Consider the following 25,494-nt stretch of genomic DNA (forward strand, 5'->3'; position numbering starts at 1 on the left):
GCGCAGCATCCGGAACGGTTCGCGAAACCACCGACGACCCCGGCACCAGCCGAGGTCGTCGGGATCAACCATCGAGAGATAGACACGCTAGCAGCGTGAGTGACTCCAAACAGCTTGACAGGGCGCGGCCTCTACACTGTCGATTCTCTGCTGGCCGGTCAGATGGCGACATTCTCCAACGCCCTCGGCCACCTCGTTCTGCCATCATGCGTTCTCGCTCTCTTCACCGTCGGTCTGCTCACTCGATTCAGCCGCTCGAGCGTCCTCGACATCATCAGACTCGACTATGTCAACGCGGCCAAGGCTAAAGGTCTGCCGGCACGCACAGTGGTCTTCAAGTACATCTTCCGCGGAGCTCTGGTCCCGATCATCACCGTCGTCGGCCTGGCGTTCGGCTCCCTGCTCTCCGGTGCGGTGCTGACTGAGACCGTCTTCGCCTGGAACGGACTCGGCCAGTATGCCTACCGTGGGGCAACCACACTGGACCTGCCCGTCATCATGGGTGTGGGCCTGGTCATCGGTATCGTCTACATCCTCGTGAATTTCATCGTCGACCTGATCTACGGCTTCGTGGATCCGAGAGTGAGGGTGAGATGAGCATCGGCACCCCGAAGCAGCCCGCCAATGCCCCCGTCACCGAGGCGGCCCGTCGTGATCCCGTCGAACCCGGGCTGAAGAGGTGGCAGATCCGCTTCCCTAAGGCCCTGCGCACTCCACTGGGTTTCGTGGGCGCAGGGATCCTCGTAATCTGGCTGATCGTGGCGATCTTCGCACCACTCCTGGCCCCATTCGACCCTTTGGCGCAGAACTTCTCAAGGCTGTCTGCTCCCAACGGTGAGAATCTGCTCGGCACCGACGCACTGGGCCGGGACGTACTCTCCCGACTCCTCGTAGCCGCCCGGACCACACTGCCTGCCGCGGTGTTCGTCGTCATCTGTTCGGCATTGCTCGGCTCGGTGCTGGGCGCCATCGCCGGGTACTTCGGTCGAGCCGTCGACGAGATCATCATGCGCATCGCCGATCTGGTGTTCGCCTTCCCCACAATCATCCTCGCCATGGTCATCGCAGCCGCCCTCGGACCAGGACTGAAGAACGCGATCATCGCGATTCTGCTCGTCTCATGGCCGTCCTACGCCCGTGTCACCAGGTCTCTGGTGATGACCGCACGCAGCAGCGAATACGTCATCGCCGGACGGCTGCTCGGATTCAGCGCGGGCCGATCACTGGCCCGTGAAATCGCCCCGAACGTCCTATCCCCCGTTGTCGTGCTCGCCACTCTCGACGTCGGTTCGGCCATTCTCACAATGGCGGGTCTGTCGTTCCTGTCTCTCGGCGCCGTTCCGCCGACGCCGGATTGGGGCGCAATGATCAGCGAAGGAGTCTCTCAGTTCGCGGCCTGGTGGATCGCGTTCTTCCCCGGACTCTGCATCCTCACCATTGTCATGGCATTCAACTTCATCGGCGACAGTCTGCGCGATACTCTCGACCCGCATACCTCCCAGGAAGTCGGTGAGACGACCTCATGAGCATGATCAGCATCAGGGACCTCAATCTGTTGGTCACCACGGGGAAGAAAACCACTCATATCCTCAATAATGTCTCTTTCGACCTCGAAGCAGGTCGCATCACCGGAGTCGCGGGTGCATCTGGGTCCGGCAAGACCCAGACCGGCTTGGCGATCATGGGGCTCTCACCCACGGGCGCGGAGCTGAGCGGAAGCATCGACTTCGATGGAGTCGAACTGGTGGGAATGCCTGCCAAACAGCACAATCGCCTGCGCGGAGTGCAGCTGTCGATGGTCTTCCAGGATCCGGCCTCAGCATTCCATCCCATGCTCACCGTCGGCGACCAGATCACCGATCACCTTCGACATCACCAGAAGGTATCGAAGAGAGCTGCCCTGGCCAAAGCCATCGCGATCCTCGGCCGAACCAGAGTTCCGCACCCGGAAGAAGCGGTGAAGAAATACCCCCACCAGTTCTCCGGCGGACAGCTGCAGCGTATTGCTTTCGCCTCAGCGATCATCTGCGACCCGAAGGTCCTCATCGCCGACGAACCGACTACAGCACTCGATGTCACCGTTCAGGCAGGCATCCTCCGACTACTGCGTGAACTCTGCGACGACCTCGACCTCGCTGTGCTCCTGGTCACCCACGATTTCGGGGTGCTGTCCTCGGTCGCGGACACCATCGTCGTAATGAAGAACGGCGTCGTCGTCGAAACCGGCGAACGGGAGGCCATCATCACCGCGCCCAGACACGAGTACACGCGCTCTCTCATCGAATCCCTGCCAGGTGCGGAGGTCTCCCCGTGACATCGATCGACCAAGCTCCAACCGCCACCGCCGGTCGCTCCTCCGCAGCAGATGCGCCTCTGTTGTCACTCGATTCCGTTGCGTGCGAATACAAACTCGACGGCGGAGGTCGCTTCCGGGCAGTCAACGGAGTGTCTTTGGAACTGGGTCGATCGGAAGTGCTCGGACTCGTCGGCGAATCCGGCTGCGGAAAGTCGACACTGGCCAAACTCATCTGCGGATTGGAAAAACCTGCGAGCGGCTCCATCACCTTCGACGGCACACCGGTCAGAGCACTAGGTCTGAAGAAGAGAGCGAAGGAACTGCTCGGCATTCAGATGGTCTTCCAGAATCCTTACGCGTCTCTCAATCCTCGCAGGCGTATCCGTGACCAGCTCGACGATGCGCTGGCGCTCAATCCTCACGGCACGTGGAGCGTCGAATCGCTGCTGGAAGCCGTCGACTTGCCGTCCGACTCAGCACAGCGCTACTCGCATTCGTTCTCCGGCGGACAGAGGCAGCGCATCGCAATCGCTCGTGCTCTGGCCGCAGGTCCGAAAGTGCTCGTCGGGGATGAACCCATTGCGTCACTCGATGCGTTCCTCCAGGCACGGATCGCTCGAATGATGCGAGACCTCGCCATCAACTCCGGTGCCTCGATGATCTTCATCAGCCACGATCTCTCGGTTGTCCGCGACATCGCTGACAGGGTCGCAGTGATGGAAGCCGGCCGCATCGTCGAAGTCGCTCCGACCGACCAGATCTGGAATGAACCGCAGCACCCGTACACGAAGAAGCTGCTGGCCGCCATCCCCAAGGTCGATGGTAAGGGAATCATCCCCGGCGGCAACTGACCGACCTGGCCGATCCGAGACTGGGCCGAGACCGGACGCGAAACGGCGTCGAAAGGACGGATAAGCCATGGTCATTCTGATCCGCGGGGCGGAGATCTTCGCACCCGAACCGCTCGGGGTCTGCGACATCCTCGTGGAGGGCTCGCTCATCGCCCATCTCGGCGAGGTGGACAGCCGGACCGTCGCGCAGCTGCCGGGTTCGGCAGTCATTGACGCCACCGGGCTGACCGCCGTGCCCGGCTTCATCGACCCCCATGTGCACATCACCGGAGGCGGCGGCGAAGGCGGGTATGCGACTCGCACACCCGAGATCGACGTCGCCGACATCATCAGCGCAGGCGTGACCACCGTCGTCGGATGCCTCGGCACCGATTCCATCACCCGATCGCACAGCGGCCTCATCGCCAAGGCTCGCGGCCTCGAAGAAGAGGGGATCACGACGTTCGTCTACACCGGCAGCTACCAGCTTCCCGCACGAACCATCACCGGTTCCGTCGCCGACGACATCGTCCTCTTCGACAAAGTGATCGGAGCCGGAGAGATCGCCATCTCCGAACGGCGGTCGTTCCAACCGACGATCGAGCAACTCGCCGACATCGTCAGCCAATGCCATGTCGGCGGACTGCTCAGCGGAAAAGCCGGCGTCACTCACTTCCATGTCGGATCGCATTCGACCCGCCTCGCGCCGCTTCACCGCCTCCTCGACGACTATCCGATCGCTCCGCCCGCCGTGTATGCCACCCACATCACCCGAGATGTCGAACTCATCGCCGAGGCGGTCGGCCTCGCAGCCAAAGGAGCCTATGTCGACATGACGGCCGGAGCATCCACTGCCCAGGCAATGCAGAAGTACGTCGAATTCGGCGGCAGTCTCGATCGGCTTACCCTGTCATCGGACGCCAACGGAAGCCTGCCGAAATTCGATGTACAGGGACGCCTGACGGAACTGCAGGTGGCCGACCAGTCGACTCTGTTCGAGCAGGTGTGGGCATGTGCTGATGACAGCGGCCTGTCTCTGTCACAGGTCCTCTCGTTCGTCACCGCCAACACCGCCGATGCCCTGAAGCTTCCGCGCAAGGGACGCATCCGTGCAGGCTGCGATGCCGATCTGCTGTTCGTCGACGAGGGACACGCTATCCAGCACGGGTTTGCGCTGGGCCGTCAGACCATCAGCAACGGCGAACAGCTGATCAGAAGCACCTTCGACCAGTCACCGCGCTGAACCGAATCTCACCGCTGCCAGCGCTGACTGCACGTGGGCCGTACTATGCTCACGTCCGACTTCAGTTTCGAGTGACCCGCGCGGATTTCCGCTGTGCGTACTCGGCGGGGCTGAAGCCGGTGACGCGCACGAAGTCCGTGCTGAAGTGCGATTGATCGAACCATCCGAATTGCGCACCGAGGTCGGCCAGAGTCCCGTCCCAACCGCGATCGATCGCACCGACCGCATCGATGACACGTGCTCGAGCCAGAACCTTCTTCACTCCGACCCCGCAGAAGTTGGCGAACATGCGCTGCAGAGTGCGCTCACTGATATCGGTTCTCTCCGCGAGGATCTTCAGACTCACGACCTCGGGGTCGTCAAGGATGTCGAGAACCCGCTTCAATCGCTCGAACGACGAGGTCATCTGCGGTCTCCAGGACAGCAGCCAACTCTCCACCGACGCAGCCAATTCGCCCAGCTCCGGCATCCCGGCGTTCTGTGACGGCTGCTGCGACTGAGCAAACATCTCGGCCAGTCCGAGGTCGGACTCCAACCTCGGAAACCACTGCTCGGCCGGGACCGTCGAATCACGGATGCTCGCCGGCTTCCCGTCGGAGAAGGCCAGAGTCGCGCCCGGCTGAAAGTTCACGCCGAAGACTCCGCCACGGCCGAAGATTCCCACATCGAAGCGCCGCTTCGTGACCGGACCGGTCACCCACGCACCCGGCCCGTCGACGTGGGCCCGACGGCTGTTGCCGAACTCGAAGGTCAGATGGATGGTCGGCTCGGACAGAGTCGCCGTCTGGTAGCTCTCACCGTCCGGCAGGTCCCACTCGACAGCCCAATAGCGTTTGACGAACGGACGCAGACGCTCGGAGACAACGCGCACGGACGAATAGCGCGCGTGCTCGAGCATCTCCCCCGGCTTGAGCACACGGCCGAGGAAATGTTGCGGCATGTCTTTGCCCGGTGACGCATTTTTCCTAGTGACCTCATCGTCCATGGCACAAGAATGTCAGACATGACTGACACACAGAAGACCGACACCGCCGCGACCACCGCCGACGACACCACCGCTGCCCCCGTCGCCACCTTGGCGATGGTCACCCTCGACGCCCCGAACGCTGCCGTTCTCGGAGAGTTCTACTCTTCCGTCCTCGGCTGGCCCATCGCCTATACGGACGAGAACTATGCGATGCTCACCGGCCCGAGCCATGCTCTGGGCATCGGCACGATCCCGGACTATCAGCGACCGAGCTGGCCCGACGACGGACACAAGCAGTTCCACCTCGACCTCGCCGCCGACGACATCCAGGCGGCGGCCGATCGCTGCGTCGAACTCGGCGCCACCCGAGCCGAACCGCAGCCGGGCGAGACCTGGGTCGTTCTCCTCGATCCCGCCGGTCACCCGTTCTGCATCTCGGACGCGAAGAACTGGGGATAGCAGTCCCGCAAGCCCGACAGCCGAGCTCTCAGCTCTGTCCGACCTTGTCCACCCGCACGATGTAGTGAGACCCATCGAGACCATCGACGAGGATCGTCGCCTCATGCTTCGCATTTCCTCCGGAGACGATCCAGTTAGGCTTGAGCACTCCGCGCAGACCGCCCGCCGGAGTGATCTCGATGCCCATTCCGAGCTTCACCGTCTTGACGACTTTCGCACGCGCCAATGATCGCGCAGTCCGCTCCGCCTCGTCCCGAGTCGGCAGCGGTCCCGACTGCCCGCCGATCAGACTCGACCACTCCGATGATCCCGCCGTGGCGCCGCGAGGGGTGAAGTCGGCGATCATGCCCCTCCCCGACACTGCGTTGACGAGCACGTCCATCCGCTGCCCCGGCCCGGATGCGCTCCGACGGAAGAGTCCGCGAGTGCGCACATCGAGGGCAGCCCACCAGAACGGATGATGGACCGCTTGGACCGCGGCGAGCGCGCCTGGGAGTTTGCGTTGGAAGACAGCGAGCGCCTCGGCAGCGGTGACGTGCGGATCCATCCGCACCGGCTCCACGACCTGCAGATCCGGGCCGACCGGGCGACCGGTTCCGGTCTCAGCGCTCATCTCGGGCATCCTTCGGAACCTGACCGGCCAGGGAGTCGTTCTGGCCGGTGAGCATGGAAGGTGGGATCGCGCCGATCTTGTCGGTCTCCTTCATCGCTTTGAGGACATGGGCAGGCACCGGATGCGAACGCTGGGTGGCAAGAGAGACGAGGATGAGAGCCAACGTCGAGCAGACGATCCCGATTCCCATCGGGTCGACTCCGGTGACGTCGACGAGTCCGGTCAGCTGCCATACGACCGACGACACGGTACCCAAGATCATCGAGGCGATCGCACCGGGCACGTTCGCCTTCTTCCACCAGGCGGCGGCGATGTAGACGGGAACGAACGCGGCACCGAGCACTGTGGTGGAGAAGATGACCACCTCGGCGACGGCAGGAGGATCGTTCACGGCGACGAGGTAGCCGATGACTGCGAGCACGAGGACAGTGAACCGCGACACCCACACGGACTGCTGGTCGGACATGTCCTTCTTGACGAAGCGTTGGAACAGATCCTGGCTGGCGATCGTGCCCGACTGCAGCAGCAGAGCATCGGCGGTGGACATGATCGCAGCCATGATTCCGGCCATGACGATGCCCACGGCGAAGTCCGGCAGCACTGTGTCGGCGACTGCGAAGACTGCGAGCTCCGGGTTGTCCAAGGTCGGCAGCAGGATGAGCGCCATGATGCCGACGATGTAGGGAGCAGGGATGAACAGCAGATTGAAGCCGGTGGCGTAGAGGCTGGCGCGCCTGGCCACCGACGGCCGCTTCATCGCCATATGGCTGACGTTGACGTGCGGCCAACCCATATAGCCGATGGAGAAGACGAGGACGGCACCGACGATGACTCCCCATTGGACGGATTCGATGCCGTCCGGGCCCCACATGGTCAGCAGGTTCGGGTTGATCTGCCCGACCGCCTCGTTGCCGGCCGTCCATCCGCCCACCGCCTGCAGGCAGGCGATGAGGATCCACAACATGCCGATGAGCATGATGATCGCCTGCACGAAGTCGGTGTAGGCCACGGCGAGGTAGCCGCCGAGGAAGGTGTAGAAGACGATGACGCCGACAGCGATGAGCAGCGCCCACGCGTACGGGATGCCGGTGACCATCTCGAGCCCGCGTCCGCCGGCGATGAACTGACTCATCACATAGAAGAAGATGCAGAACACGGCGACCGGTGCGGCGATCACGCGGATCCACTTCGACGGATACCGATGTTCGAGGTATTCGATCGACGTCAGCGACCCGAGGATCTGAGAGAGCTTGCGCATCCGCCGGCCGAGGATCGAGAGATTGAGGACACCGCCGCCGATGTCGCCCATCGCGTACCAGAGTGAGAAGTAGCCCTTCGTATAGGCCAACGAACCCGCACCGAGGAACATGTACCCGGACATCGACGATGACTGCAGACGCAGAGCAGTGACCGCAGCACCCAGGCTGCGTCCGCCGAGCAGATAGCCCTCGCTGCCCTTCGAGCCGACCTTGAGCGTCCACACACCGATCCCGGCCATGGCGGCGAAGTAGATGAGCAGGAACCAGGTTTCGATATTCATGCCGCTCCCCCGTTCCCCTTCGCCGAGGCGGCCCCACCGTCTCGTCCATCCGTGCCGCTCGCGCTTGACGCCAGGCTCTGGTCCTCGGCCACGTCTTCGGCCCTCCAGCCGCGGGAGAAGAAGACGAATACGAGGGTGTAGATCACCCAGATCGCAGGAATGCCGGCAATGATGACGACCGTCGCCGTCGGGAGACCGAACACGTAGACCACCTCGTTGTGATGCGGGGATACTGATGCTGTGAGTGAGCTTACAACTTATCGCGAGAAGCCTGAGACTGCCGCGCCGGGTTCGCATGGTGGGAACCGCCCGAACCGCATGACCGGGCTGTCGGTCCGTACTGCCTGTCCGTTCCGCAGTGCCGCCTCACTCGACGGTGAACTGGCGCTCGTGAAGCCCCGTCGCCGCACCCGGAATAGGCGGTCGGCGCTCCGAGGTCTGCACGTTGCCTGCCTGGTCGATCGCGCGCACGGCGACCGTGTGCGTGCCGGAGCTCAGTCCCGTGTGCTCGCATCGCCATTGTCGCCACGTATCTGCGGTGAGCTCCTCGCTGAGTTCCGCTTCCGCCCAGTCCCCGTTGTCGATGCGCACCTGCACCTTCGCGATGCCCGTGTGCTGCGCCCAGGCCATTCCTGCGGTGACGATCCGGTCGCCGCTCTTGGGTGCCACGGTGGCGCCGGGGCGAGGCACATCGATACGCGAGGCCACCAAGACGGGTCCGTGCGTGGACCAGCCGCGAGTCGTCCAATACGCTTCCCTGTCCGCGAACCGGGTGACCTCGAGGTCGGTCACCCATTTCGTGGCCGAGACGTACCCGCAGAGCCCCGGGACGACCAGCCGGGCCGGGTATCCGTGATCGCGGGGCAGGGCATGGCCGTTCATTGCCACGGCCAGCAGGGCCGCGCGATCGTCGGTGAGCACTTCGAGCGGGGTGGAGGCGGTGAATCCGTCATCGGAGCCTGAGAGCACCATGTCTGCGCCGGTGTGCGGTTTCGCCCGGGCCAGAAGGTCCCGGATCGGATAGCCCAACCATTTCGCATTGCCCACCAGGTCGCCGCCGACTTCATTCGAGACGCAGGTCAGGGTCACATAGTGCTCCTGAAGAGGGAGGTCGAGGAGTTCGGCCATGGTGATGGTGAACTCGTTCTCGACCATGCCGTGGACGCGCAGCATCCACGTTCCCGCGTCGATCGACGGTGGGAACAGCGCTGTGTCGATGCGGTAGAAGTCCGAGGTCTCCGTGACCAGCGGAGTCAGTCCGGACACGTCGAGTTCCGCGCCCGCGGGGATCTCCGGCGCCGAGGTGGCCGGCCGCGGCAGGACGAGTTTCGTCACCGTGCCTGCCGCACTGCGTACCAATGTGGCCGCGGACTGCCCGGCCGCGACGGCGGCGATGCCGACCGCGCTCAGTCCCGCGGCCAGCCCGAAGAAGGCCCGTCGCCCGGGTCGGGCAGGAGTTCGATTCTGCTGGTCGTCTCCCGCCGCCGCTGTATCGGCCGAGGAGTGATCCGCCGTGCCCGCGAGGTGGAGAAGGACAAGGAAGGCTGCGGCCCCGGCGGCGGCTCCGCCGAGACTCGGGCCGGTGGCCGCAAGACCGGCACCGGAGCTGACGCCGACGACGGCGGGCAGCAGTCCGAAGCCGATGAGCACCACGAGCGCGAGACTTCGACGCCGGGCCCCGATCCACCCGATGATCGCACCGCACCCGGCACCTCCTGCGACGATGGTGATGACGAGGGCGAGCTTGTCGTGAGTGCCGAAGACCGCGATCGCGGACTTGATGAGCACGGTGGGCATCAGCGGGATGAGAGCTTGGCCGATGAGCAGTGCCGGGGCTGATGCGACGTCCAGGCTGCGGGCGATGAGTTCGGCGGTGCCGAAGTAGATGAGGGTCGCGACGACCCCGGTGACCACGGACAGCCACGTGCGCCGGGAGCCCGCCATCATGCCTTCCCCGTCCGCATTCTCAGGCCAGGGTGCGACGCAGCCGCACGGCCGCCTCGGTGAGGGTGTCGATGCGGTTCTCACGGTCGGGTTCGGGCAGTGTCCGAGCCGAACGCAGACCGTGTTCGAGGAGCACGACGACCTGGTCGGCCAGGTTCTGATCGGCGAGCTCCGGCACCGGTCGGGCCTCGGAGCCGACCTGCGAGAATTCGGTCAGGGCCTCACGAATGGCGGCACGCCTGCTCGCTGCCGGTGGGGCCGCCTCGTCGAGTTGGGCAGTGGTCAGTGAGATGATCCGGATGCGCAGACGACGCACCTCCGTCTCGAGTTCCGCCGCTGCTGTGGTCATGGACTCATGATAGTGCTCATCGAGCGGTGCAGCGGCAGAACATCAGCCGATGCTCAGGTGTCTCCCACCCAGGCGGTCATGGTCTCCTGATAGGGCTTCCGGGCCGTTGTCTCGGCCCCGGAATCCGGACTGTCGCGCGGCCATGCGCCGGGGAAGGGCCGCCTCGGCGCAGATGACGAAGGGCGGATCCCCCGCTCGGGGGTCCGCCCTTCGTTCAACGATCGACGGCAGCCGGCCTGGCAGCTGCGGTCAGCGCTGCGCTCAGTCTCTGAAGTAGGAGATGAGGCGCAGGATCTCGATGTAGAGCCACACGAGAGTGACCATGAGCGAGAAGGCGCACATCCAGGAGTACTTCTCCGGGATCTTGTGCTTGACGCCCTCTTCGATCATCTGGAAGTCCATGATCAGGGTCATCGCGGCGAGCACGGTGGCGACGATGCCGATGATGACACCGAGCGGGAACGTCATTCCCATGATGTTGACCTCGACGCTGCGGGCGCCGCCGGTGCCGGTGAACATGGCGATGCCGAAGTTGATGAGCGAGAAGATCGCGTAACCGCCGACAGCGATCATCATGAACTTCATCATCTTCGAGCCGTAGCGCACACCCTTGAACTTGAACAGGGCGAGCATGACGCCGAAGACGCAGAGCGTGGCGAGCACGGCCTGGACGACGATTCCGGGAAACGCCGCCTCGAACATGGACGAGATGCCGCCGAGGAAGACGCCTTCGAACGCGGCATAGCCGATGATGAGGGCCTTGCTCGGTTCCTTCTTGAAGGCGTTGACGAGGCCGAGCACGAGTGCGATGAGCATCGCCGGGAAGGCGAGCATCGGCACGAACCAGCCGACGGCGGCTCCGGCGAGGAGGATGGCGAAGAGCACTCCGGTCTTCATCATCACATCGTCGTAGGTCATCGCGCGGTCGGCGACCTGGGGTCCGGCGTTGCGGTTCTCGGCGGCCGGCTGGTTGAACAGGTTGTTGAGTTCCTGATCGGACATGACCGGCTGGTTGCGGCCGGCCTGGGCGCCTTGGTTGATCGCCCGGTTCATCATGGGGTTACTCACGGTCGAGATCCTTTCGATCTGAGCAGAATGTGCACAGCCGAGAAGCTGCGCATCAGTCGTTCACGATCACAGTCTAACCGGACGGTCTGGACGGGAACTGAGGATTCCAGCCTGCGGAGCCCGACGTTGCATGATCGTGATGCTGTGGTGGGCAACACCCGATCATGCGCGAGAATTCCCGGACCGGCTCATCGAGTGACCGGTTCAGCCCATCTGGTAGTGGGTGGCCGAGCCCGGGCCCCAGGGGATGCCGGTGGACCACCAGATGAAGAACAGCAGCCCCCAGAGGACGAACATGGAAAAGGACAGCGGGATCGTGAAGGAGAGCACCGTGCCGATGCCCGCATCCTTCTTGTACCGCTGGACGAAGCCGAGGACGACGACGAAGTACGGGCTCATCGGGGAGATGATGTTCGTCGTCGAATCGCCGATGCGGTAGAGCGCCTGAGTGGTCTCCGGGGCGATGGACAAGAGCATGAACATCGGCACGAGCACCGGGGCCATGAGCGTCCACAGTCCCGATCCGGAGGTGAGGAACAGGGCACCCAGCGCCACGAGCAGCCAACCGCCGAGCAGGATGACGAACGATCCGGTGTTGAGCGCCCCGAAGACCTCCGCCCCTTTGATCGCGAGGATCTCACCGAGGTTGGACATCTTGAACAGGGCCAGGAACTGGCTGGCCGCGAAGAACAGGACGATGACCGGAACGAAGGGCAGCAGACCCTTTCCCATCATCTCGGGGATGTCGGCGGTGCGCTTGATCGACCCGGTGGCGTAGCCGTAGACGATGCCGACGATGAAGAAGCCGAAGCCGATGATCGCGGCGATTCCGGCCATCAGACCCGATTCGGGGCCGAAGCCTCCGGATTCATCACGGAGGAACGATCCGGCGGGCCAGGCGAGGGCGAACAGCACTGCGGCACAGACGACGATGGAGATGACGGCGATGACGATTCCGCGCTTCTCCGTGGCGTCGAGCGCCATCTTGACGTCGAAGCTGTCCGGATCGTCATCGGCCTCCTCGTCGAGTTCGATCTGGTCGGCGCGCTTGGACAGGACCAGCTCGGTCACCAGGGTCACGGCGATGGCGACGACGAACATGGAGACGAAGTTGAAGTAGAAGTTCGCGACCGGGCTGACGGTGTAGTCCGCGTCGATGATCTGCGCGGCCGAGGTCGAGAGACCGCCGAGGATCGTGTCGAGCGAATTGACCATCGGCGCTGCCGAATAGCCTCCCGAGGTCGCGGCATAGGCGACGAGGCAGCCGAGCAGCGGATTGCGGCCGACAGCTTTGAATGCGAGCCCGCCGAGGGGAATCATGATCATGTAGGACGCATCGGAGGCGATCGACGCGGCGGTTCCGGCCAGGGCGACGATGAACGTGATCCACCGCGGCGAGGCTCCGGCGATGGTGCCGCGCAGCATCGCCGGAATGAGTCCGGACTGTTCGGCCACGGCCACGCCGATGAGCACGATGAGCACGAGTCCCAGCGGTGGGAAGGTGACGAAGTTGTTCGTCGCTCCCGCGACGATCTCTCGCAGCGATTCGGTGGCGAAGAGGTTCGTCACCGTCACCTTCTCGTCCGTGGCCGGGTTGACGGCGTTGAGACCGGTGGACGAGAAGATCGCCGAGAGGACCATGACGATGACCGCCAGCGACAGGAACAGCCAGAACGGGTGCGGCAGTTTGTTGCCGGCCTTCTCGATGATGACGAGGACGCGCATGAGCCAGCTCAGCTCGGAACCGTCGGTCCTCTTCTCTGCGGTCGCAGGTGTGGTGCTCGACATCAGTTCTCCTCGGTCGGTGTGGCGCTGGCGAATGCGTTGAGCCAGGTGTCTGCGATCACCTCAAGGGGCAAGACTCATGGACAATCAGCATTGTGTCGCGGGAATCTCATATTCCGGATGTTCGGAGGCTGCCAGATGCACCCGTCCCCCGCCGAGGCGGCAGTGTGGTCTCGTACTCACCGACCTTGGTGAATGCGGCAGGGCGCCGACCGCAGATGTCTGCGGTCGGCGCCCTGCCAGCCGGATGGCGGCGCAGCACTCGGGCTGAGGGTGGGCCGCCTCGGCGAGATCAGCGTTCGAGGTCGCCGCGGATGAAGGCTTCGACGGCCTCGTGGGCGGCGTCGTCGTCCTTCTGCTCCGGCGGCGACTTCATGAAGTACGAGGAGGCGGAGATGAGGGCTCCGCCGATTCCGCGGTCGAGGCCGATCTTCGCCGCACGCACGGCGTCGATGATGACGCCGGCAGAGTTCGGCGAATCCCACACCTCGAGCTTGTATTCCAGGGAGACGGGAGCGTCGCCGAAGTTGCGGCCCTCGAGGCGGACGAACGCCCACTTGCGGTCGTCGAGCCATTCGACGTAGTCGCTGGGTCCGATGTGGACGTCGCGGTCGGACAGCTGAGCCGACGTGTTCGAGGTCACGGCCTGGGTCTTCGAGATCTTCTTCGACTCGAGGCGCTGACGCTCGAGCATGTTCTTGAAGTCCATGTTGCCGCCGACGTTGAGCTGGTAGGTCCGGTCGAGGACGACGCCGCGGTCTTCGAACAGCTTCGCCATCACACGGTGAGTGATGGTCGCACCGATCTGGGACTTGATGTCGTCACCGACGATCGGGACACCGGCGGCACGGAACTTCTCGTCCCATTCCTTGGTGCCGGCGATGAACACGGGCAGGGCGTTGACGAAGGCGACCTTCGCGTCGATGGCGGCCTGAGCGTAGAACTCGACGGCTTCCTGGGAACCGACGGGCAGGTAGCACACGAGGACATCCGCCTCGGCGTCCTTGAGTGCCTTGACCACGTCGACGGCCTCACGGTCGGATTCGACGATCGTGTCGCGGTAGTACTCACCGAGACCGTCGAGGGTGGGTCCGCGCAGGACCTCGATGCCGGTCGGCTCCACGTCGGCGAGTTTGATGGTGTTGTTCTCGCTGGCGGTGATGGCCTCGGCGATGTCGACGCCGACCTTCTTGCCGTCGACGTCGAAGGCGGCAACGAAATCGATGTCACCGACGTGATAATCCCCGAATTCCACGTGCATGAGGCCGGGAACCTTCGTCCCGGGCGACGCGTTCCGGTAGTACTCCACGCCTTGGATCAGGGACGAGGCGCAGTTGCCCAGTCCGGCAATCGCGACTCGAATCGATTTCGTTCCCACAATTCTCCTTTGTCTGTACGGGTTTCACCGAGCGGCGGGAGGGTCCCACACGGGCGGTTGGCCCTGCGGGGCTTCGCTTCGGCCCCAACTATCCATAATAATGTCCGCGTCAAAATGCCGGATACCGGCATCCGTTCGCAGCGGCGCTCGTCTCAGCTGACGACCAGAGGTTCGAGGACCAGGTCGGGGTGGTTCTTCTGCACGCCCTGCAGCCGCCACCGGTCGGAGAACAGCGCCAGCAGCTCTCCGTCGGAACGGTGGAGGACCTCGACCGAGCGCTCCCGGGCCAGGGTCGGCACGCATTCGGCTGTGGTGCGTCGGGCGAGGGAGAAGTTCAGACGCTCCAGGGTGCAGGGAGCGTTGAATTCGTTGGTCATCCGGTCTTCGGCCACTTCGAACTGCATGGGGCCGACCGCCCCGAGCACGGGCGCCTGGTCACCGCGAAGATCGGAACGCAGCACCTGGATGACACCTTCGTGGTCGAGCTGTTCGATGCCGCGGCGGAACTGCTTGTACTTCGAAGAATCCTTGGCGCGAATGACCATGAAGTGCTCGGGAGAGAACGTCGGGATTCCGGGGAACTCGACCTTCTTATCAAGGTAGAGGGAATCACCGACGCGCAGCGCGGAGGCGTTGACCAATCCGACGACATCGCCGGGGAACGCTTCGTCGACGACGTCGCGGTCGCGGCCGAAGACCTGCTGAGCGTACTTCGTGGCGAAGGGTTTGCCGGTGCTGGCGTGGGTGAGCACGGTTCCGCGTTCGAAGACTCCCGAGCAGACGCGAATGTAGGCGAGCCGGTCGCGGTGGTTCGAGTCCATTCCGGCTTGGACCTTGAAGACGAAACCGGAGAACGGTTCGTCGACGGGACGCGGTTCGTCGTTCTTGTCCAGGCGTGCCTCTGCCGCTGGGGCGAGGTCGACGAGGAGGTCGAGGAGTTTGTGGATGCCGAAGTTGAGCACGGCCGAGGCGAACATCACCGGGGTCGACTTGCCCGCCAGGAAGGTCTCCTGGTCATGGTTCTGGTCCTCCATCTCCAGCAGATCGGACTCATCGACAGCGGTCGTCCAGGCATCGCCTTCGAGGTCGGCAGCCGCCTCGTGGGTGTACGTGTCCTCACCGGCGATCGTGGCGCCTCCGTCAGTGCGGGTGTACTTCGTGTACTCGCCGCTGGCGCGGTCGAGGACTCCGCGGAAGTCGCCGGACTGGCCGACGGGCCAGGTGATCGGGGTGGGCAGGAGGCCGGTGCGCTGCTGGACCTCGTCCATGAGTTCGAGCGCGTCGAGGCCGGGACGGTCCCATTTGTTGACGACCGTGATGATCGGGATATTGCGGTGGGCACAGACTTCGAAGAGCTTCATCGTCTGCGCCTCGAGGCCCTTGGCGGCATCGATGAGCATGACGGCGCAGTCGACGGCGGAGAGCACACGGTAGGTGTCCTCGGAGAAGTCGGCGTGGCCGGGGGTGTCGACGAGGTTGAACACGGCGTCGCGGTACTCGAACTGCAGAGCAGCCGAGGAGATCGAGATTCCGCGGTCCTGCTCCATCTGCATCCAGTCGGAGACGGTGGCACGGCGACCGGCCTTGCCATGGGTGGCTCCTGCCTGGCCGATGGCACGGGCGTGGAGGGCGAGCGCCTCGGTGGTCGTCGATTTGCCCGCGTCGGGGTGCGAGATGACAGCGAACGTGCGGCGGCGGGACGCCTCGTGTCGGATGTCCTTGTCGGAATACTGGCCAGAAGTCACCGCAATATCCTATCGTTCTTCGCCCCGCTCCGGCGTGTCCGTTCAGTCACAGTGGCCGAGGCCGGGTCCGCCGGTCAGCGTTGCGTCCAGCGTCCTGTCGGAATCGGCCCATATGCTGGGGGCGATGTCTGAGGAATTCGTCGAATATGCTGGCCGTTCGGAGCCGAAGGAACGGTGGCTCAAGGCCCTGCCGCTCATCGTCGCGGGAGTCCTGGGCGTCCCGCTGCTGTGCGCGGCGATCTGGTTCTCCTGGCAGATAGCGCAGACGACGAAGTACCTCTTCGATCTCGGCACCTCCGGCGGCGAGGCGGCCGGAATGGTGCTGCTGAGCCTCTCGGGAGCCTTCTGCCTCATCTTCTATCTCGCGTTCCTCTTCATCGGCACCCGCCGTCGCACGTGGAAGTGGCGCCTCTGGTGGAGTGTCGCGACCCTTCTTGCCGCCGGAGCTCTGCCGCTGTGGTGGCTCTTCAGCGGCTTCTTCGCCGACGTCTGACGTTCGCGGGCCCCGGCGGCAGCTGCCGGTGAGAAATGGTCTGCTCAGAGCTGGGCGAGAGCCTTCGCGATGCGCTTCTCCGACACCGGATGTGCCGTGCCCAGCGAGTTCGCGAACAGTGAGACGCGCAGCTCTTCGGCCATCACGACGACCTCGACCCACTCGGTGGGCAGAGACACGATCAGCTGCGACCACTCGGCCCTCGCCAGTGCCGGGAAGCGGTTGCCGATCTTCTTGACCACATCGCTGCTGCAGCCGGTGACTCGATCCATGAGCTGCTTGTCACGGATCGGCGAGTCCTGCATTCCGCCGATGCGCACCACTTCGGCCTGCACCCAGCGGGGCAGCTCGCGCAGCATCTGCGGAGTCATCGCCGCAATGGCGCCTGCCGTCGTCCGGGAGGCCCTCCACGCCTGCACATCGGCGAGGTTCGACAGGATTGCCAACGAGGAGGCTTTCGAGACGAGCTTGTCGAGCTCGGTCGCCGCCTTCAGCGCCTTCATCAGGGACGGCAGCAGCGTCGAACAGGTCAGCGGCAGCTCGGCGTCGACGTCCATGCGCAGCTGCGCGAACTCATCGGCGGTGGCCACCCATGACGTTTCGGCCGGCCCCAACCGGTCGGCGACGAGTCCGCGGATCCCCACTCGAATCAGTCCGACCAGCAGCTCGTCGGCGGTCTTCTGATGACCGGCGAGGATGAGCTTCTCCTGAGTGGTCAGCCCGTCCTGCAGGTACTTCAGAGCATCAGCAGTGTGCCGGCCCAGCAGGGTGATGATCGACTCTCGCGTGGCCAGGCGTGCCTGCGCAGCGGTGTCGAAGGCAACCAAGTCCACCGAATTCGTACGGTCGGCAAGCCCCGGAATCACGCCGGCTGCGGCCTGATCGGGGTCGGCCAGTTCACCGAACGACCAGTCCGTCAGCCCCGTCTTCGGGGTGAACGCGCTCTGCTTCTGGCGGGCCTTGCGCACCTGCGGTGTGGCCTTCGTCGTCAGTGCGCTCAGGTCCTCGCCGAGTCCGACGGTCTTCTTTCCATCGACGACTCGGAAGGTCAGCCGCAGATGAGCGGGAATCCGCGATCGGTCGAAATCGTCGGCGGTGACCGTGATCGGCACGAGGTCGTTCAGCCCTCCCCCGCCGGCGCGTTCGCTCAGATACGCGGCGAGCACCTCCGGCAGGCTTCCGTGGTACGGGGTGAGCGCCGGCAGAATCTCGCGGGCGACGTCGGGAGCGGGAACGAAGTAGCGACGCTTGTTCTTCGGCAGCGACCGGATATAGGCGGCGACGAGTTCTTCGCGCAGGCCCGGGACCTGCCAACTGAATTCGTCCGCGTCGACCGCGGGCACCGCCTCGGCGGGGATTTCCACGGTCACCCCGTCCTCGGTGCTGCCGGGGTCGAACGAGTAGCGCAGCTTCGCCCGCGAGCCATCGGTCAGTTCCCATTCCATCGGGAAGTCCGAGGCCACCGAGGCGGTCAGTTCCTCGCTGTCGTCGCTGAGCAGCACCGAGGTGGTGAGGTCGAGCAGGTGCGCGTCCCGTCGTTTCTGCTTCTTCCACCATCCCCGGAAATCCGCCGCCGAGGTGATCCCCGCCGGAATCCGTTCAGCGAAGAATTCGTACAGGGCATCGTCTTGGTCGAGCACCCGACGGTTCCGTGTCCGCGATGCCAGATCTTCGGCCTCGTCGATGACGGCCGCGTTGTGGTCGAGGAAGCCGAAGCGTTCGTGCCAGTCGCCTTCGATGAGACCCTTGCGGATGAACTCGTCCCGGGCGGCCTCGGCGTCGATGGTGCCGTAGCCGACACGGCGGTCGCTGACGAGTGTGACCCCGTAGAGGGAGATCTTCTCGTACACCATCGACGCGCCGGCCTTCGTCGACCAGTGCGGGTCGGAATGTCGGCGGGTGACCAGATCACCGGCGGCTTCGACGACCCAGTCCGGGTCGATCGCGGCCACGGTGCGTGCCCACAGGCGGGAGGTCTCGACGAGTTCGGCGGCCATGACGAAGTCCGGATTGACCTTGAAGAGTCCGGATCCGGGGAAGATCGCGAAGCGTGTGCCGCGCGCACCCTGATAGTCCTTGTGCCGCTCCGACCGTGAACCGATCATCGTCAGCAGACCGGTGAGCAGGGACCGGTGGATGGCGGCGGCATGCGGGTCGAGTTTCGCGGCCGCGACCTGCTTCCCGGTGTCCCCGGCCGGCCCGGTCGCTCCTCGCTTCTTCGCGCTGCGTTTGGCGGCGCTGAGTTCGGCGAATCCGATTGTGCCGTTCGCGCCGCGTCGGCCTTGAGCACGTCCTCCGCCCCGACCGCCGCGAATACGGTCGGAACCGTCACCGGACTCAGCAGGATTCGCCTTGCCGCCGTCACCGTCGAGGTCCGTCTCGTCGGACGTCGCGTCGTCGCCCGGCCGCCAGACGGATTTGTCGATCCTGATCCCTGCGGAGCCGAGCAGGGAGCGCAGCTGTCCGACGAGATCCTGCCATTCGCGGATGCGTACGAAGTTGAGGAACTCGTCCTTGCAGCGCCGACGGAACTTCGAGGATCCCATGTCCGCCTGCAGGCTCTGCAGGTAGTTCCACAGGTTGAGGTAGGACAGGAAATCACTGCCCCGGTGGGTGAACCGGGCGTGCTTGTCATCAGCTGCGGCGCGGAATTCGGCCGGTCGTTCCCGGGGGTCCTGGATGGACAGTGCGGCGACGATGACGGTGACCTCTCCCCCGCAGCCGGCCTCCGCGCCGGCGATGACCATCCGGGCCAAGCGGGGGTCGATCGGCAGCACGGTGAGTTTCCGACCGATCTCGGTGACGTGGATCTTCCCGGCAGAGTCGCTGGTCAGCGCCCCGAGTTCGGTGAGCATCGTGCGTCCGTCGCGGACGGCTCTGGCCTCCGGCGGGGTGAGGAACGGGAAGTCGAGGATCTCCTGATCACTCGAGGCGAATCCCAGTGAGGCCATCTGCAGGATGACGCTGGCGAGGTTCGTGCGCAGGATCTCGGGATCGGTGAATTCGGGCCGCGACTCGAAGTCGTCCTGCGAGTACAGCCGGATGCAGATACCGTCGCTGGTGCGCCCCGAGCGGCCCTTGCGCTGGTTCGCACTGGCTTGGGAGATCCGTTCGATCGGCAGTCGCTGCACTCGGGTGCGATTGGAATAGCGGGAGATGCGGGCGGTGCCGACATCGATGACGTATTTGATTCCGGGCACCGTCAGCGAGGTCTCGGCGACGTTCGTGGCCAGGACGATCCGAGGTCGCGAATGCGGTTGGAAGACCTTCTGCTGCTCGCCGGCCGAGAGTCGGGCGAACAGCGGCACGACCTCCCAGCTGCTCATCCGCGGGCGTCTGCGCAGGTGGTCGGTCAGGGCATCGGCGGTGTCACGGATCTCGCGTTCACCGGAGAGGAAGACGAGGATGTCACCGGGGTCCTCGGCGGCGAGTTCGTCGACGGCGGCGATGATTCCATCCGTCTGCTCCTCGACTCCGGTCTCGTAGTTCCCGGATTCGCCGGGACCGTCGACATCGTCATCGGCAGGATCGTCCCCGAGCGGCCGGTACCGGACCTCGACGGGGAAGGTGCGGCCTTCGACGGAGATGATCGGAGCGTCGTCGAAGTGAGCGGAGAACGATTCGGGGTCGATCGTCGCCGAGGTGATGATGACTTTGAGATCGGGACGTTTGTCGAGGACTTCCTTGAGGTAGCCGAGGAGGAAGTCGATGTTGAGGCTGCGTTCGTGGGCTTCGTCGATGATGATGACTTCATAGTCGCGCAGCAGTTTGTCCCGCGAGAGCTCGGAGAGCAGGATGCCGTCGGTCATCACCTTCACCCGGGTGGAGTCGGCGACATGCGCAGTGAACCGCACCTGATAGCCGATGGTGCTGCCGAGTTCTTCGTCGAGCTCGTCGGCGATGCGCTCGGCCACGGTCCGGGCGGCGATGCGCCGAGGCTGGGTGTGGCCGATGAGTCCGTCGATCCCGAGGCCGAGGTCGAGGCAGATCTTCGGCAGCTGTGTGGTCTTTCCCGATCCCGTCTCACCGGCGATGATGACGACCTGGTTGTCCCGGATCGCCTCGGCGATCTCATCCTTCGCCGCGGTGACCGGCAGATCCTCGGGGTAGGAGACGGTGACCGGATGAGCCGCGCGGGCGTCCTTGAGCCGGGCCCGGCGCTGCTGATGGTGCGCTGCCGTGGTTCTGCGTCGCTGAGACGCGCGCCCACGTCCGTTCTTCCCGCGCCGAGGCGGCCGTCCCGGATTCGTGTTCGCTGGAGTGGTCGACGGGGTCGGGTTCTGTTCTGCCATTGCGTCTCCCAGCTTAGCGGCAACCCCGCAGCAGAGGCCGACGGCCGGGCAGAGTCCAGGTCAGCTTCCGCCGCCCCACAGCGGTGCCAGCGCCGAGTAGAGCTGCTGGATGCCGAGGATGATGAACAGCAGTGCGGTGATCGCCAGGGCGACGTTCGTGTGCAGCTTGTTCGCCCATTCCTTCGGGATCTTCTTGCCGTTGAGCAGCCCGAGGAGGGTGATGGCCAGGAACGGCATGAACAGCGAACCGAGGACGCCGTAGGCGAGGATCAGCCCGATCGGCTTGCCGAGGATGAACAGCAGCATCGGCGGGAACGTCAGCCACAGCACATAGAACTTGAAGTACTTGCCGCCGGTCAGGGTGTCGGGGTGCCCGCCCGGCTTCTTGCGCATATGCCCCCAGAAATCGGCGAACATCAGGGACACACCGTTCCAGACGCCGATGATCGAGGAGAAGGACGCGGCCCAGAAGCCGACGAGGAATCCTATGCCCACGACCTCGCCGTAGCGGGCCTTGAGGACGTCGGCGAGGTCGAGCAGCCCCTTGTCCTCGGCGGAGATCGAGACTCCCGCGGCACGGACGACCTCGGCACCGACGACGAGCATGGCGATGACGAAGATGCCGGTCATCACGTACGCCATCGAGTTGTCGATGCGCATCACCTTCATCCACTTCGGGGTGTGCCAGCCCTTCTCGCGCAGCCAGTAGCCGTAGGCGGCCAGCGTGATGGTGCCGCCGACTCCTCCGGCGAGCGCAAGGGTGTAGATCACGCCGCCCTCGGGGATGATCGGGATCAGACCGGTGAGCATGTCGGGAATGTTCGGGGCGGCGATGATCGCCAGCCCCACGACGGTGATGAACATGATTCCGACGAGGACGGCGGTGATCTTCTCGAACACGGCGTAACGGCCGAACCACACCATGGCGAAGCCGGCCAGGCCCATGAGCACCGACGATACTGTCAGGTTGATCCCGGGGAAGAGCGCGGCCAGCGGCAGTGCCGCCGAGCTCATCGCGGTGGCCCCGTAGACGAAGCCCCAGATGATGATGTAAGGACCGAAATACCATGTGGTCCAGCGGCCGAGCGATCGCCAGCCTTCGAAGATCGTCTTACCGGTCGCGAGGCTGAACCTGCCGGCGCCTTCGACGAGAACGATCTTGAGGATGACGCCGACGATCACCGCCCACAGCAGTCCGTAGCCGAACTGGCTGCCGGCCACCAGGGTCGCCACCATATCGGCGGCTCCGACACCCGTGGCCGCGACGACGAGGCCGGGACCGATGACCTTCCATTTGGCCGGGCCCGAGGCCTCTTCGATTCCCGAAACGGTCTCCGCATCACCCGCATCACCCGCGTCGCCGGGGCCGGAACCGTTCGACTGCTCACTCATGGTGTCTTTCGCTTTCGTCTTCGGCCGCGCACAGTCTCACGATGTGGTCGGGGGTCGCTCATCAGGCTCTCCCACACACCGGCGACGCAGCGGTCTCCGTATTTCCTCAGTCATGATAGGTGACAACCGCGCTTTCGTCTCAGCGGCGTCTCACCAGTCGCCTCTCACGACGGTCCGCCTCGGAATGACGCGCAGCGTTCCTGCTCAGAACCGGTCGGCGATGCTGGCCAGGCGTTCGAGATACGCATCCTGATCGAAGTCCTGCGGCAGGTTCGGAGCCGCCTCGGAGAGTCCGGCGGCACCGTCGAAGCCTTCCCGGATGATGTCGATCTGGCCCACGTGCCGGGTGAGATCGACGAGGACGTGGACCATGATCTGTCCCAGGGTGGTCTCGTCGCGGCCATTCGGCCAATGCGGCACCCGCCCCGGCGAATCGAGCCTGAGTGACTCGATGGTCTCATCAGCGAAATCGGCGACTCGGGAGGAGAGGTCGAGCAGATATTCGGTCGTCTCGGATTCGGTCGCACACCAGTCGGCCTGTGGGTCGAGGTCGATGTCGGCGTCGGTGACGAGCTCGTCGGGATTCGGCCAGGCGCGGCCAAAGGTGTCGCCGAAGTAGACGATCTCGACCTGCGCCATGTGTTTGAGTGCGCCGAGGAGGTTGAAGCCGGTCGGGGTGCGCGGCCACCTCAGTGACCTTTCGTCGAGTCCGGACAGCTTCCACCGCAGGTTCGTCCGGCCTCGGTGAAGGGACTGCTGCAGGAAGGACTTCATCGACTCGTCGTCGCCCATGAGCTCAGGGTTCCACACATGCCGCACACCGTCTACCGCTATCCTCGAAGGGTGAGTGAGAACAATTCTTCGCAGGACTCCCGCAGCCGCATCGCCCGTCGGGTCTTCCCCGACGGCGTCGACCCCGATCCGCGATTCACCCTGGCCAACGAACGGACCTTCCTGTCCTGGATCCGCACCGCCCTGGCCTTCATCGGCGGCGGCATCGCCGTCGAGGCCTTCACCTCGGAGATCTTCTCGACCGGTCTGCGGGCGACCCTGTCGATCGTGCTCATGGTCATCGGGTTCATCCTCGCCGCCGGTGCCGCGTTCCGCTGGCACCGCATCGAATCGGCGATGCGGCGCAAGACCTCCCTGCCGCTGCCGCTCATCATTCCCATCGTCAGCCTCGCCTCGGCGTTGGGTGCGGGTCTGCTCGTCCTGGTGTTCGCCGGCCTGCTGCGATGAGTCCTCGCATTCCGCGACCGCGCCCGCCGGGACCTCGTCGGCCCCGGCCGCTGCCGCACCCCGATCCGGGCCTGCAGCCCGAACGCACCACGCAGTCATGGCTGCGCACGAGTCTGACCATGACCGTCGTCAGTCTCATCTTCATGCGCTTCATCCATGTCTTCGGAGGCTGGTCGGTCGCCGTCTTCGTCGTGTGCATCGGACTGGCCATCGCGGCACTGTCCATGCAGGTCAGGCGCTACCGGCTCGGTTCTGTCTCGATCCAGGCCGAACGCAGCCGCCCGACTCCCTGGGCCGTGGCCTTCCTCACCGCCTCGGTGTGCCTCATCGCGGTCATCAGCATCGCCTCGGTCATCAAGATCTCACTGCTGTGATCATCAAGACGCCGCATCGGCGTTCCTCGTTATGAGACCGCCGTCCGAGCCGATGACCTGCACGCCTAAACTGGTCCGTATGAAGGATGCACGCGAAGTCTCCACCGCCCCGCTCGTCGCCGTCGGCCTCATCGGCGGTTTCCTCACCGCCCGCGAGACCGGGATCCGCCCCCTCGGCGGAGTCGTCCTCGCCGCCGCAGGCGCCTACGCAGCCCGCTCCTGGTATGTGAAGAAGGGCTGGCCGGCCGCCACCGGACTGAGCGTGGCCTACCTCGGCGGGTTCGGCGCCTCCCATCCCCTGGCGAAGAAGATCGGTGCGTGGCCGGCCGTGTTCGCCGTCAGTGCGGTCAGCGCCGCAGCGTCCTATGTCGTCTCCGATATCGCCGAGGCGGACTGACCCCGACCGTCCGACGCTGACCCCGACTTTCCCGGACCGGCACACCGTCCCGAACTGACACCGACCGACCCTGACGCAGGAAGCGAGGGCCCGAACAGCCCATGCTGGCCGTATCCGAAGGTTTCGCCGTCATCGCCGGAGTCATTCTGGTCGGGTTCATCCTCGGCCGCTCCGGTGTTCTCGGACCCCACGGCCAGCAGGTCATCGCGAAGCTCGTCTTCTACGCCGGCACCCCGGCTCTGCTCTATGTCACCGTCGCCGATACCGACCTCGGGCTGATCTTCAACACCGCCCTCTTCGCCACCGGCGGGTCGGCGCTCATCGTCGGGGCCGCCCTCTTCGTCCTCACCAAGTGGATCCGGAGACGCAACACCGGGGAAGCGATGTTCTCCGCGTGGGCGACCAGCTACGTCAACATCGGCAATCTCGGCATTCCGATCGCCGCCTATGTCCTCCATGACATCGGCTACGTCGCCCCGGTCCTGCTCTTCCAGCTGCTCGTCCTCGCCCCCATCGGCATGGCCGTGCTCGACGGGGCCGGGAAGAAGCAGCATGATTCGCACTGGTATTCCGCGATCCTCCAAGTGCTCAAGAATCCCATCGTCCTCGGTGCCGCAGCCGGAGTGGCCGCCTCGGCGACGGGTTTCGAACTGCCGCGGTTCGTCTTCGAACCCATCGACATGATCGGCGCCACGGCCGTGCCGGGCGCCCTGCTGACCTTCGGAATCTCACTCAAGGACGGATGGGGAATCCCCGTCAAGGGCAGCCGCGCACAGCTGAGCTACATCACCGGCACGAAACTCATCGCCCAGCCGGTCATCGCCTGGGCCATCGGCGGTCCCCTGCTCGGCTACTCCGGGATCGACCTGTTCGCCATCGTCGTGACCTCGGCCCTGCCGACCGCACAGAACGTCTACATCTACTCGATGCAATACCGACAATCCGAGGCACTCATGCGCGATGCCGTGTTCATCACCACGGTCCTGTCCGTTCCGGCTCTCGTCATCGTCGCCGCCCTGCTCGGCTAGCGACCCGGTGAAATCGGACGCCGTGGCGTGTCCTCCCCCGCTTGGACCCGGTGGTCGCTGAC

Annotated in this window: 24 protein-coding genes; 11 read left to right on the top strand and 13 right to left on the bottom strand. The window is 64.7% G+C overall.

The features are described from left to right. Nucleotides 1–99 precede the first annotated feature (99 nt). The 5 genes from BLIN9172_RS12490 (at nucleotide 100) to iadA (ending at nucleotide 4,369) form a co-directional block, all read left to right on the top strand. The gene (locus BLIN9172_RS12490; RefSeq protein WP_240812120.1) at nucleotides 100–597 is read left to right on the top strand and encodes an ABC transporter permease; all 498 of its coding nucleotides are present in this window, start codon (nucleotides 100–102) and stop codon (nucleotides 595–597) included. Then, on the top strand, nucleotides 594–1,526 hold the full coding sequence (locus tag BLIN9172_RS12495) for an ABC transporter permease (RefSeq protein ID WP_101555373.1): 933 nt from the start codon (nucleotides 594–596) through the stop codon (nucleotides 1,524–1,526). The genes BLIN9172_RS12490 and BLIN9172_RS12495 overlap by 4 nt, the downstream gene beginning before the upstream one ends. Beyond that, nucleotides 1,523–2,314: an ABC transporter ATP-binding protein gene (locus tag BLIN9172_RS12500; RefSeq protein WP_101555374.1), complete on the top strand. Its 792-nt coding sequence runs from the start codon at nucleotides 1,523–1,525 to the stop codon at nucleotides 2,312–2,314. Before BLIN9172_RS12495 ends, BLIN9172_RS12500 begins: the two co-directional genes overlap by 4 nt. Further along, on the top strand, nucleotides 2,311–3,147 hold the full coding sequence (locus BLIN9172_RS12505) for an ABC transporter ATP-binding protein (RefSeq protein ID WP_240812119.1): 837 nt from the start codon (nucleotides 2,311–2,313) through the stop codon (nucleotides 3,145–3,147). The genes BLIN9172_RS12500 and BLIN9172_RS12505 overlap by 4 nt, the downstream gene beginning before the upstream one ends. A gap of 67 nt (nucleotides 3,148–3,214) precedes the next feature. Then, the gene (iadA, locus tag BLIN9172_RS12510) at nucleotides 3,215–4,369 is read left to right on the top strand and encodes a beta-aspartyl-peptidase (protein ID WP_101555375.1); all 1,155 of its coding nucleotides are present in this window, start codon (nucleotides 3,215–3,217) and stop codon (nucleotides 4,367–4,369) included. A 61-nt stretch (nucleotides 4,370–4,430) separates the two neighbouring features. Here iadA and BLIN9172_RS12515 read toward each other — a convergent pair whose 3' ends face one another. Continuing rightward, on the bottom strand, nucleotides 4,431–5,309 hold the full coding sequence (locus BLIN9172_RS12515; RefSeq protein WP_240812118.1) for a helix-turn-helix domain-containing protein: 879 nt from the start codon (nucleotides 5,307–5,309) through the stop codon (nucleotides 4,431–4,433). Nucleotides 5,310–5,372: 63 nt separating this feature from the next. Between BLIN9172_RS12515 and BLIN9172_RS12520 the strand changes: the two genes are divergently transcribed. After that, nucleotides 5,373–5,795 carry a VOC family protein gene (locus BLIN9172_RS12520; RefSeq protein WP_101555377.1) on the top strand — a complete coding sequence of 141 codons (423 nt, stop codon included), beginning with the start codon at nucleotides 5,373–5,375 and terminating at the stop codon, nucleotides 5,793–5,795. Nucleotides 5,796–5,823: 28 nt separating this feature from the next. Here the strand turns inward: BLIN9172_RS12520 and BLIN9172_RS12525 are convergent, their stop codons facing one another. From BLIN9172_RS12525 to BLIN9172_RS12565, 9 genes are all read right to left on the bottom strand, one after another. After that, nucleotides 5,824–6,408: a hypothetical protein gene (locus BLIN9172_RS12525; protein WP_101555378.1), complete on the bottom strand. Its 585-nt coding sequence runs from the start codon at nucleotides 6,406–6,408 to the stop codon at nucleotides 5,824–5,826. After that, nucleotides 6,398–7,948 carry a sodium/proline symporter gene (locus BLIN9172_RS12530; RefSeq protein ID WP_101555379.1) on the bottom strand — a complete coding sequence of 517 codons (1,551 nt, stop codon included), beginning with the start codon at nucleotides 7,946–7,948 and terminating at the stop codon, nucleotides 6,398–6,400. Before BLIN9172_RS12530 ends, BLIN9172_RS12525 begins: the two co-directional genes overlap by 11 nt. Further along, on the bottom strand, nucleotides 7,945–8,151 hold the full coding sequence (locus BLIN9172_RS12535) for a hypothetical protein (RefSeq protein ID WP_101555432.1): 207 nt from the start codon (nucleotides 8,149–8,151) through the stop codon (nucleotides 7,945–7,947). The genes BLIN9172_RS12530 and BLIN9172_RS12535 overlap by 4 nt, the downstream gene beginning before the upstream one ends. Before the next feature lie 163 nt (nucleotides 8,152–8,314). Next, nucleotides 8,315–9,892: a molybdopterin-dependent oxidoreductase gene (locus BLIN9172_RS12540; RefSeq protein ID WP_101555433.1), complete on the bottom strand. Its 1,578-nt coding sequence runs from the start codon at nucleotides 9,890–9,892 to the stop codon at nucleotides 8,315–8,317. Nucleotides 9,893–9,914: 22 nt separating this feature from the next. Continuing rightward, nucleotides 9,915–10,241, bottom strand: coding sequence for a hypothetical protein (locus BLIN9172_RS12545; protein ID WP_101555380.1), 327 nt, complete (start codon nucleotides 10,239–10,241; stop codon nucleotides 9,915–9,917). 261 nt (nucleotides 10,242–10,502) lie between these two features. Further along, nucleotides 10,503–11,297: a Bax inhibitor-1/YccA family protein gene (locus tag BLIN9172_RS12550; protein WP_101555381.1), complete on the bottom strand. Its 795-nt coding sequence runs from the start codon at nucleotides 11,295–11,297 to the stop codon at nucleotides 10,503–10,505. A gap of 216 nt (nucleotides 11,298–11,513) precedes the next feature. After that, nucleotides 11,514–13,097 carry an AbgT family transporter gene (locus tag BLIN9172_RS12555; RefSeq protein ID WP_101555382.1) on the bottom strand — a complete coding sequence of 528 codons (1,584 nt, stop codon included), beginning with the start codon at nucleotides 13,095–13,097 and terminating at the stop codon, nucleotides 11,514–11,516. Between the two features lie 289 nt (nucleotides 13,098–13,386). After that, complete coding sequence (locus tag BLIN9172_RS12560; protein ID WP_025777688.1) at nucleotides 13,387–14,472, bottom strand: inositol-3-phosphate synthase; 1,086 nt, start codon at nucleotides 14,470–14,472, stop codon at nucleotides 13,387–13,389. Nucleotides 14,473–14,624: 152 nt separating this feature from the next. Continuing rightward, nucleotides 14,625–16,217 (bottom strand): peptide chain release factor 3, encoded by a 1,593-nt coding sequence (locus BLIN9172_RS12565; protein WP_035320088.1) that lies wholly within the window; start codon nucleotides 16,215–16,217, stop codon nucleotides 14,625–14,627. A 124-nt stretch (nucleotides 16,218–16,341) separates the two neighbouring features. On the opposite strand from BLIN9172_RS12565, the gene BLIN9172_RS12570 reads away from it, so the two are divergent. Continuing rightward, entirely contained in the window at nucleotides 16,342–16,710 is a 369-nt protein-coding gene (locus BLIN9172_RS12570; RefSeq protein WP_101555434.1) for a hypothetical protein, read from the top strand. 44 nt (nucleotides 16,711–16,754) lie between these two features. Here the strand turns inward: BLIN9172_RS12570 and hrpA are convergent, their stop codons facing one another. The 3 genes from hrpA to BLIN9172_RS12585 form a co-directional block, all read right to left on the bottom strand. After that, on the bottom strand, nucleotides 16,755–21,002 hold the full coding sequence (gene hrpA, locus BLIN9172_RS12575) for an ATP-dependent RNA helicase HrpA (protein ID WP_101555383.1): 4,248 nt from the start codon (nucleotides 21,000–21,002) through the stop codon (nucleotides 16,755–16,757). Nucleotides 21,003–21,062: 60 nt separating this feature from the next. Continuing rightward, nucleotides 21,063–22,394 carry an Nramp family divalent metal transporter gene (locus tag BLIN9172_RS12580; protein WP_240812117.1) on the bottom strand — a complete coding sequence of 444 codons (1,332 nt, stop codon included), beginning with the start codon at nucleotides 22,392–22,394 and terminating at the stop codon, nucleotides 21,063–21,065. A 204-nt stretch (nucleotides 22,395–22,598) separates the two neighbouring features. Continuing rightward, nucleotides 22,599–23,186, bottom strand: coding sequence for a DinB family protein (locus tag BLIN9172_RS12585; protein WP_101555384.1), 588 nt, complete (start codon nucleotides 23,184–23,186; stop codon nucleotides 22,599–22,601). An 18-nt stretch (nucleotides 23,187–23,204) separates the two neighbouring features. Here BLIN9172_RS12585 and BLIN9172_RS12590 point away from each other — a divergent pair, with 18 nt between their 5' ends. From BLIN9172_RS12590 to BLIN9172_RS12605, 4 genes are all read left to right on the top strand, one after another. Further along, nucleotides 23,205–23,633, top strand: a complete 429-nt coding sequence (locus BLIN9172_RS12590) for a YidH family protein (RefSeq protein WP_101555385.1) — start codon at nucleotides 23,205–23,207, stop codon at nucleotides 23,631–23,633. A gap of 119 nt (nucleotides 23,634–23,752) precedes the next feature. After that, nucleotides 23,753–24,007 (top strand): DUF202 domain-containing protein, encoded by a 255-nt coding sequence (locus BLIN9172_RS12595; protein ID WP_240812116.1) that lies wholly within the window; start codon nucleotides 23,753–23,755, stop codon nucleotides 24,005–24,007. 79 nt (nucleotides 24,008–24,086) lie between these two features. Continuing rightward, on the top strand, nucleotides 24,087–24,404 hold the full coding sequence (locus tag BLIN9172_RS12600) for a hypothetical protein (protein ID WP_231488480.1): 318 nt from the start codon (nucleotides 24,087–24,089) through the stop codon (nucleotides 24,402–24,404). A 101-nt stretch (nucleotides 24,405–24,505) separates the two neighbouring features. Continuing rightward, nucleotides 24,506–25,432 carry an AEC family transporter gene (locus BLIN9172_RS12605; RefSeq protein WP_101555388.1) on the top strand — a complete coding sequence of 309 codons (927 nt, stop codon included), beginning with the start codon at nucleotides 24,506–24,508 and terminating at the stop codon, nucleotides 25,430–25,432. The last annotated feature ends 62 nt before the right edge of the window (nucleotides 25,433–25,494 follow it).

It is taken from the genome of Brevibacterium linens ATCC 9172, from assembly GCF_900169165.1.
Classification (GTDB): Bacteria; Actinomycetota; Actinomycetes; order Actinomycetales; family Brevibacteriaceae; genus Brevibacterium; species Brevibacterium linens.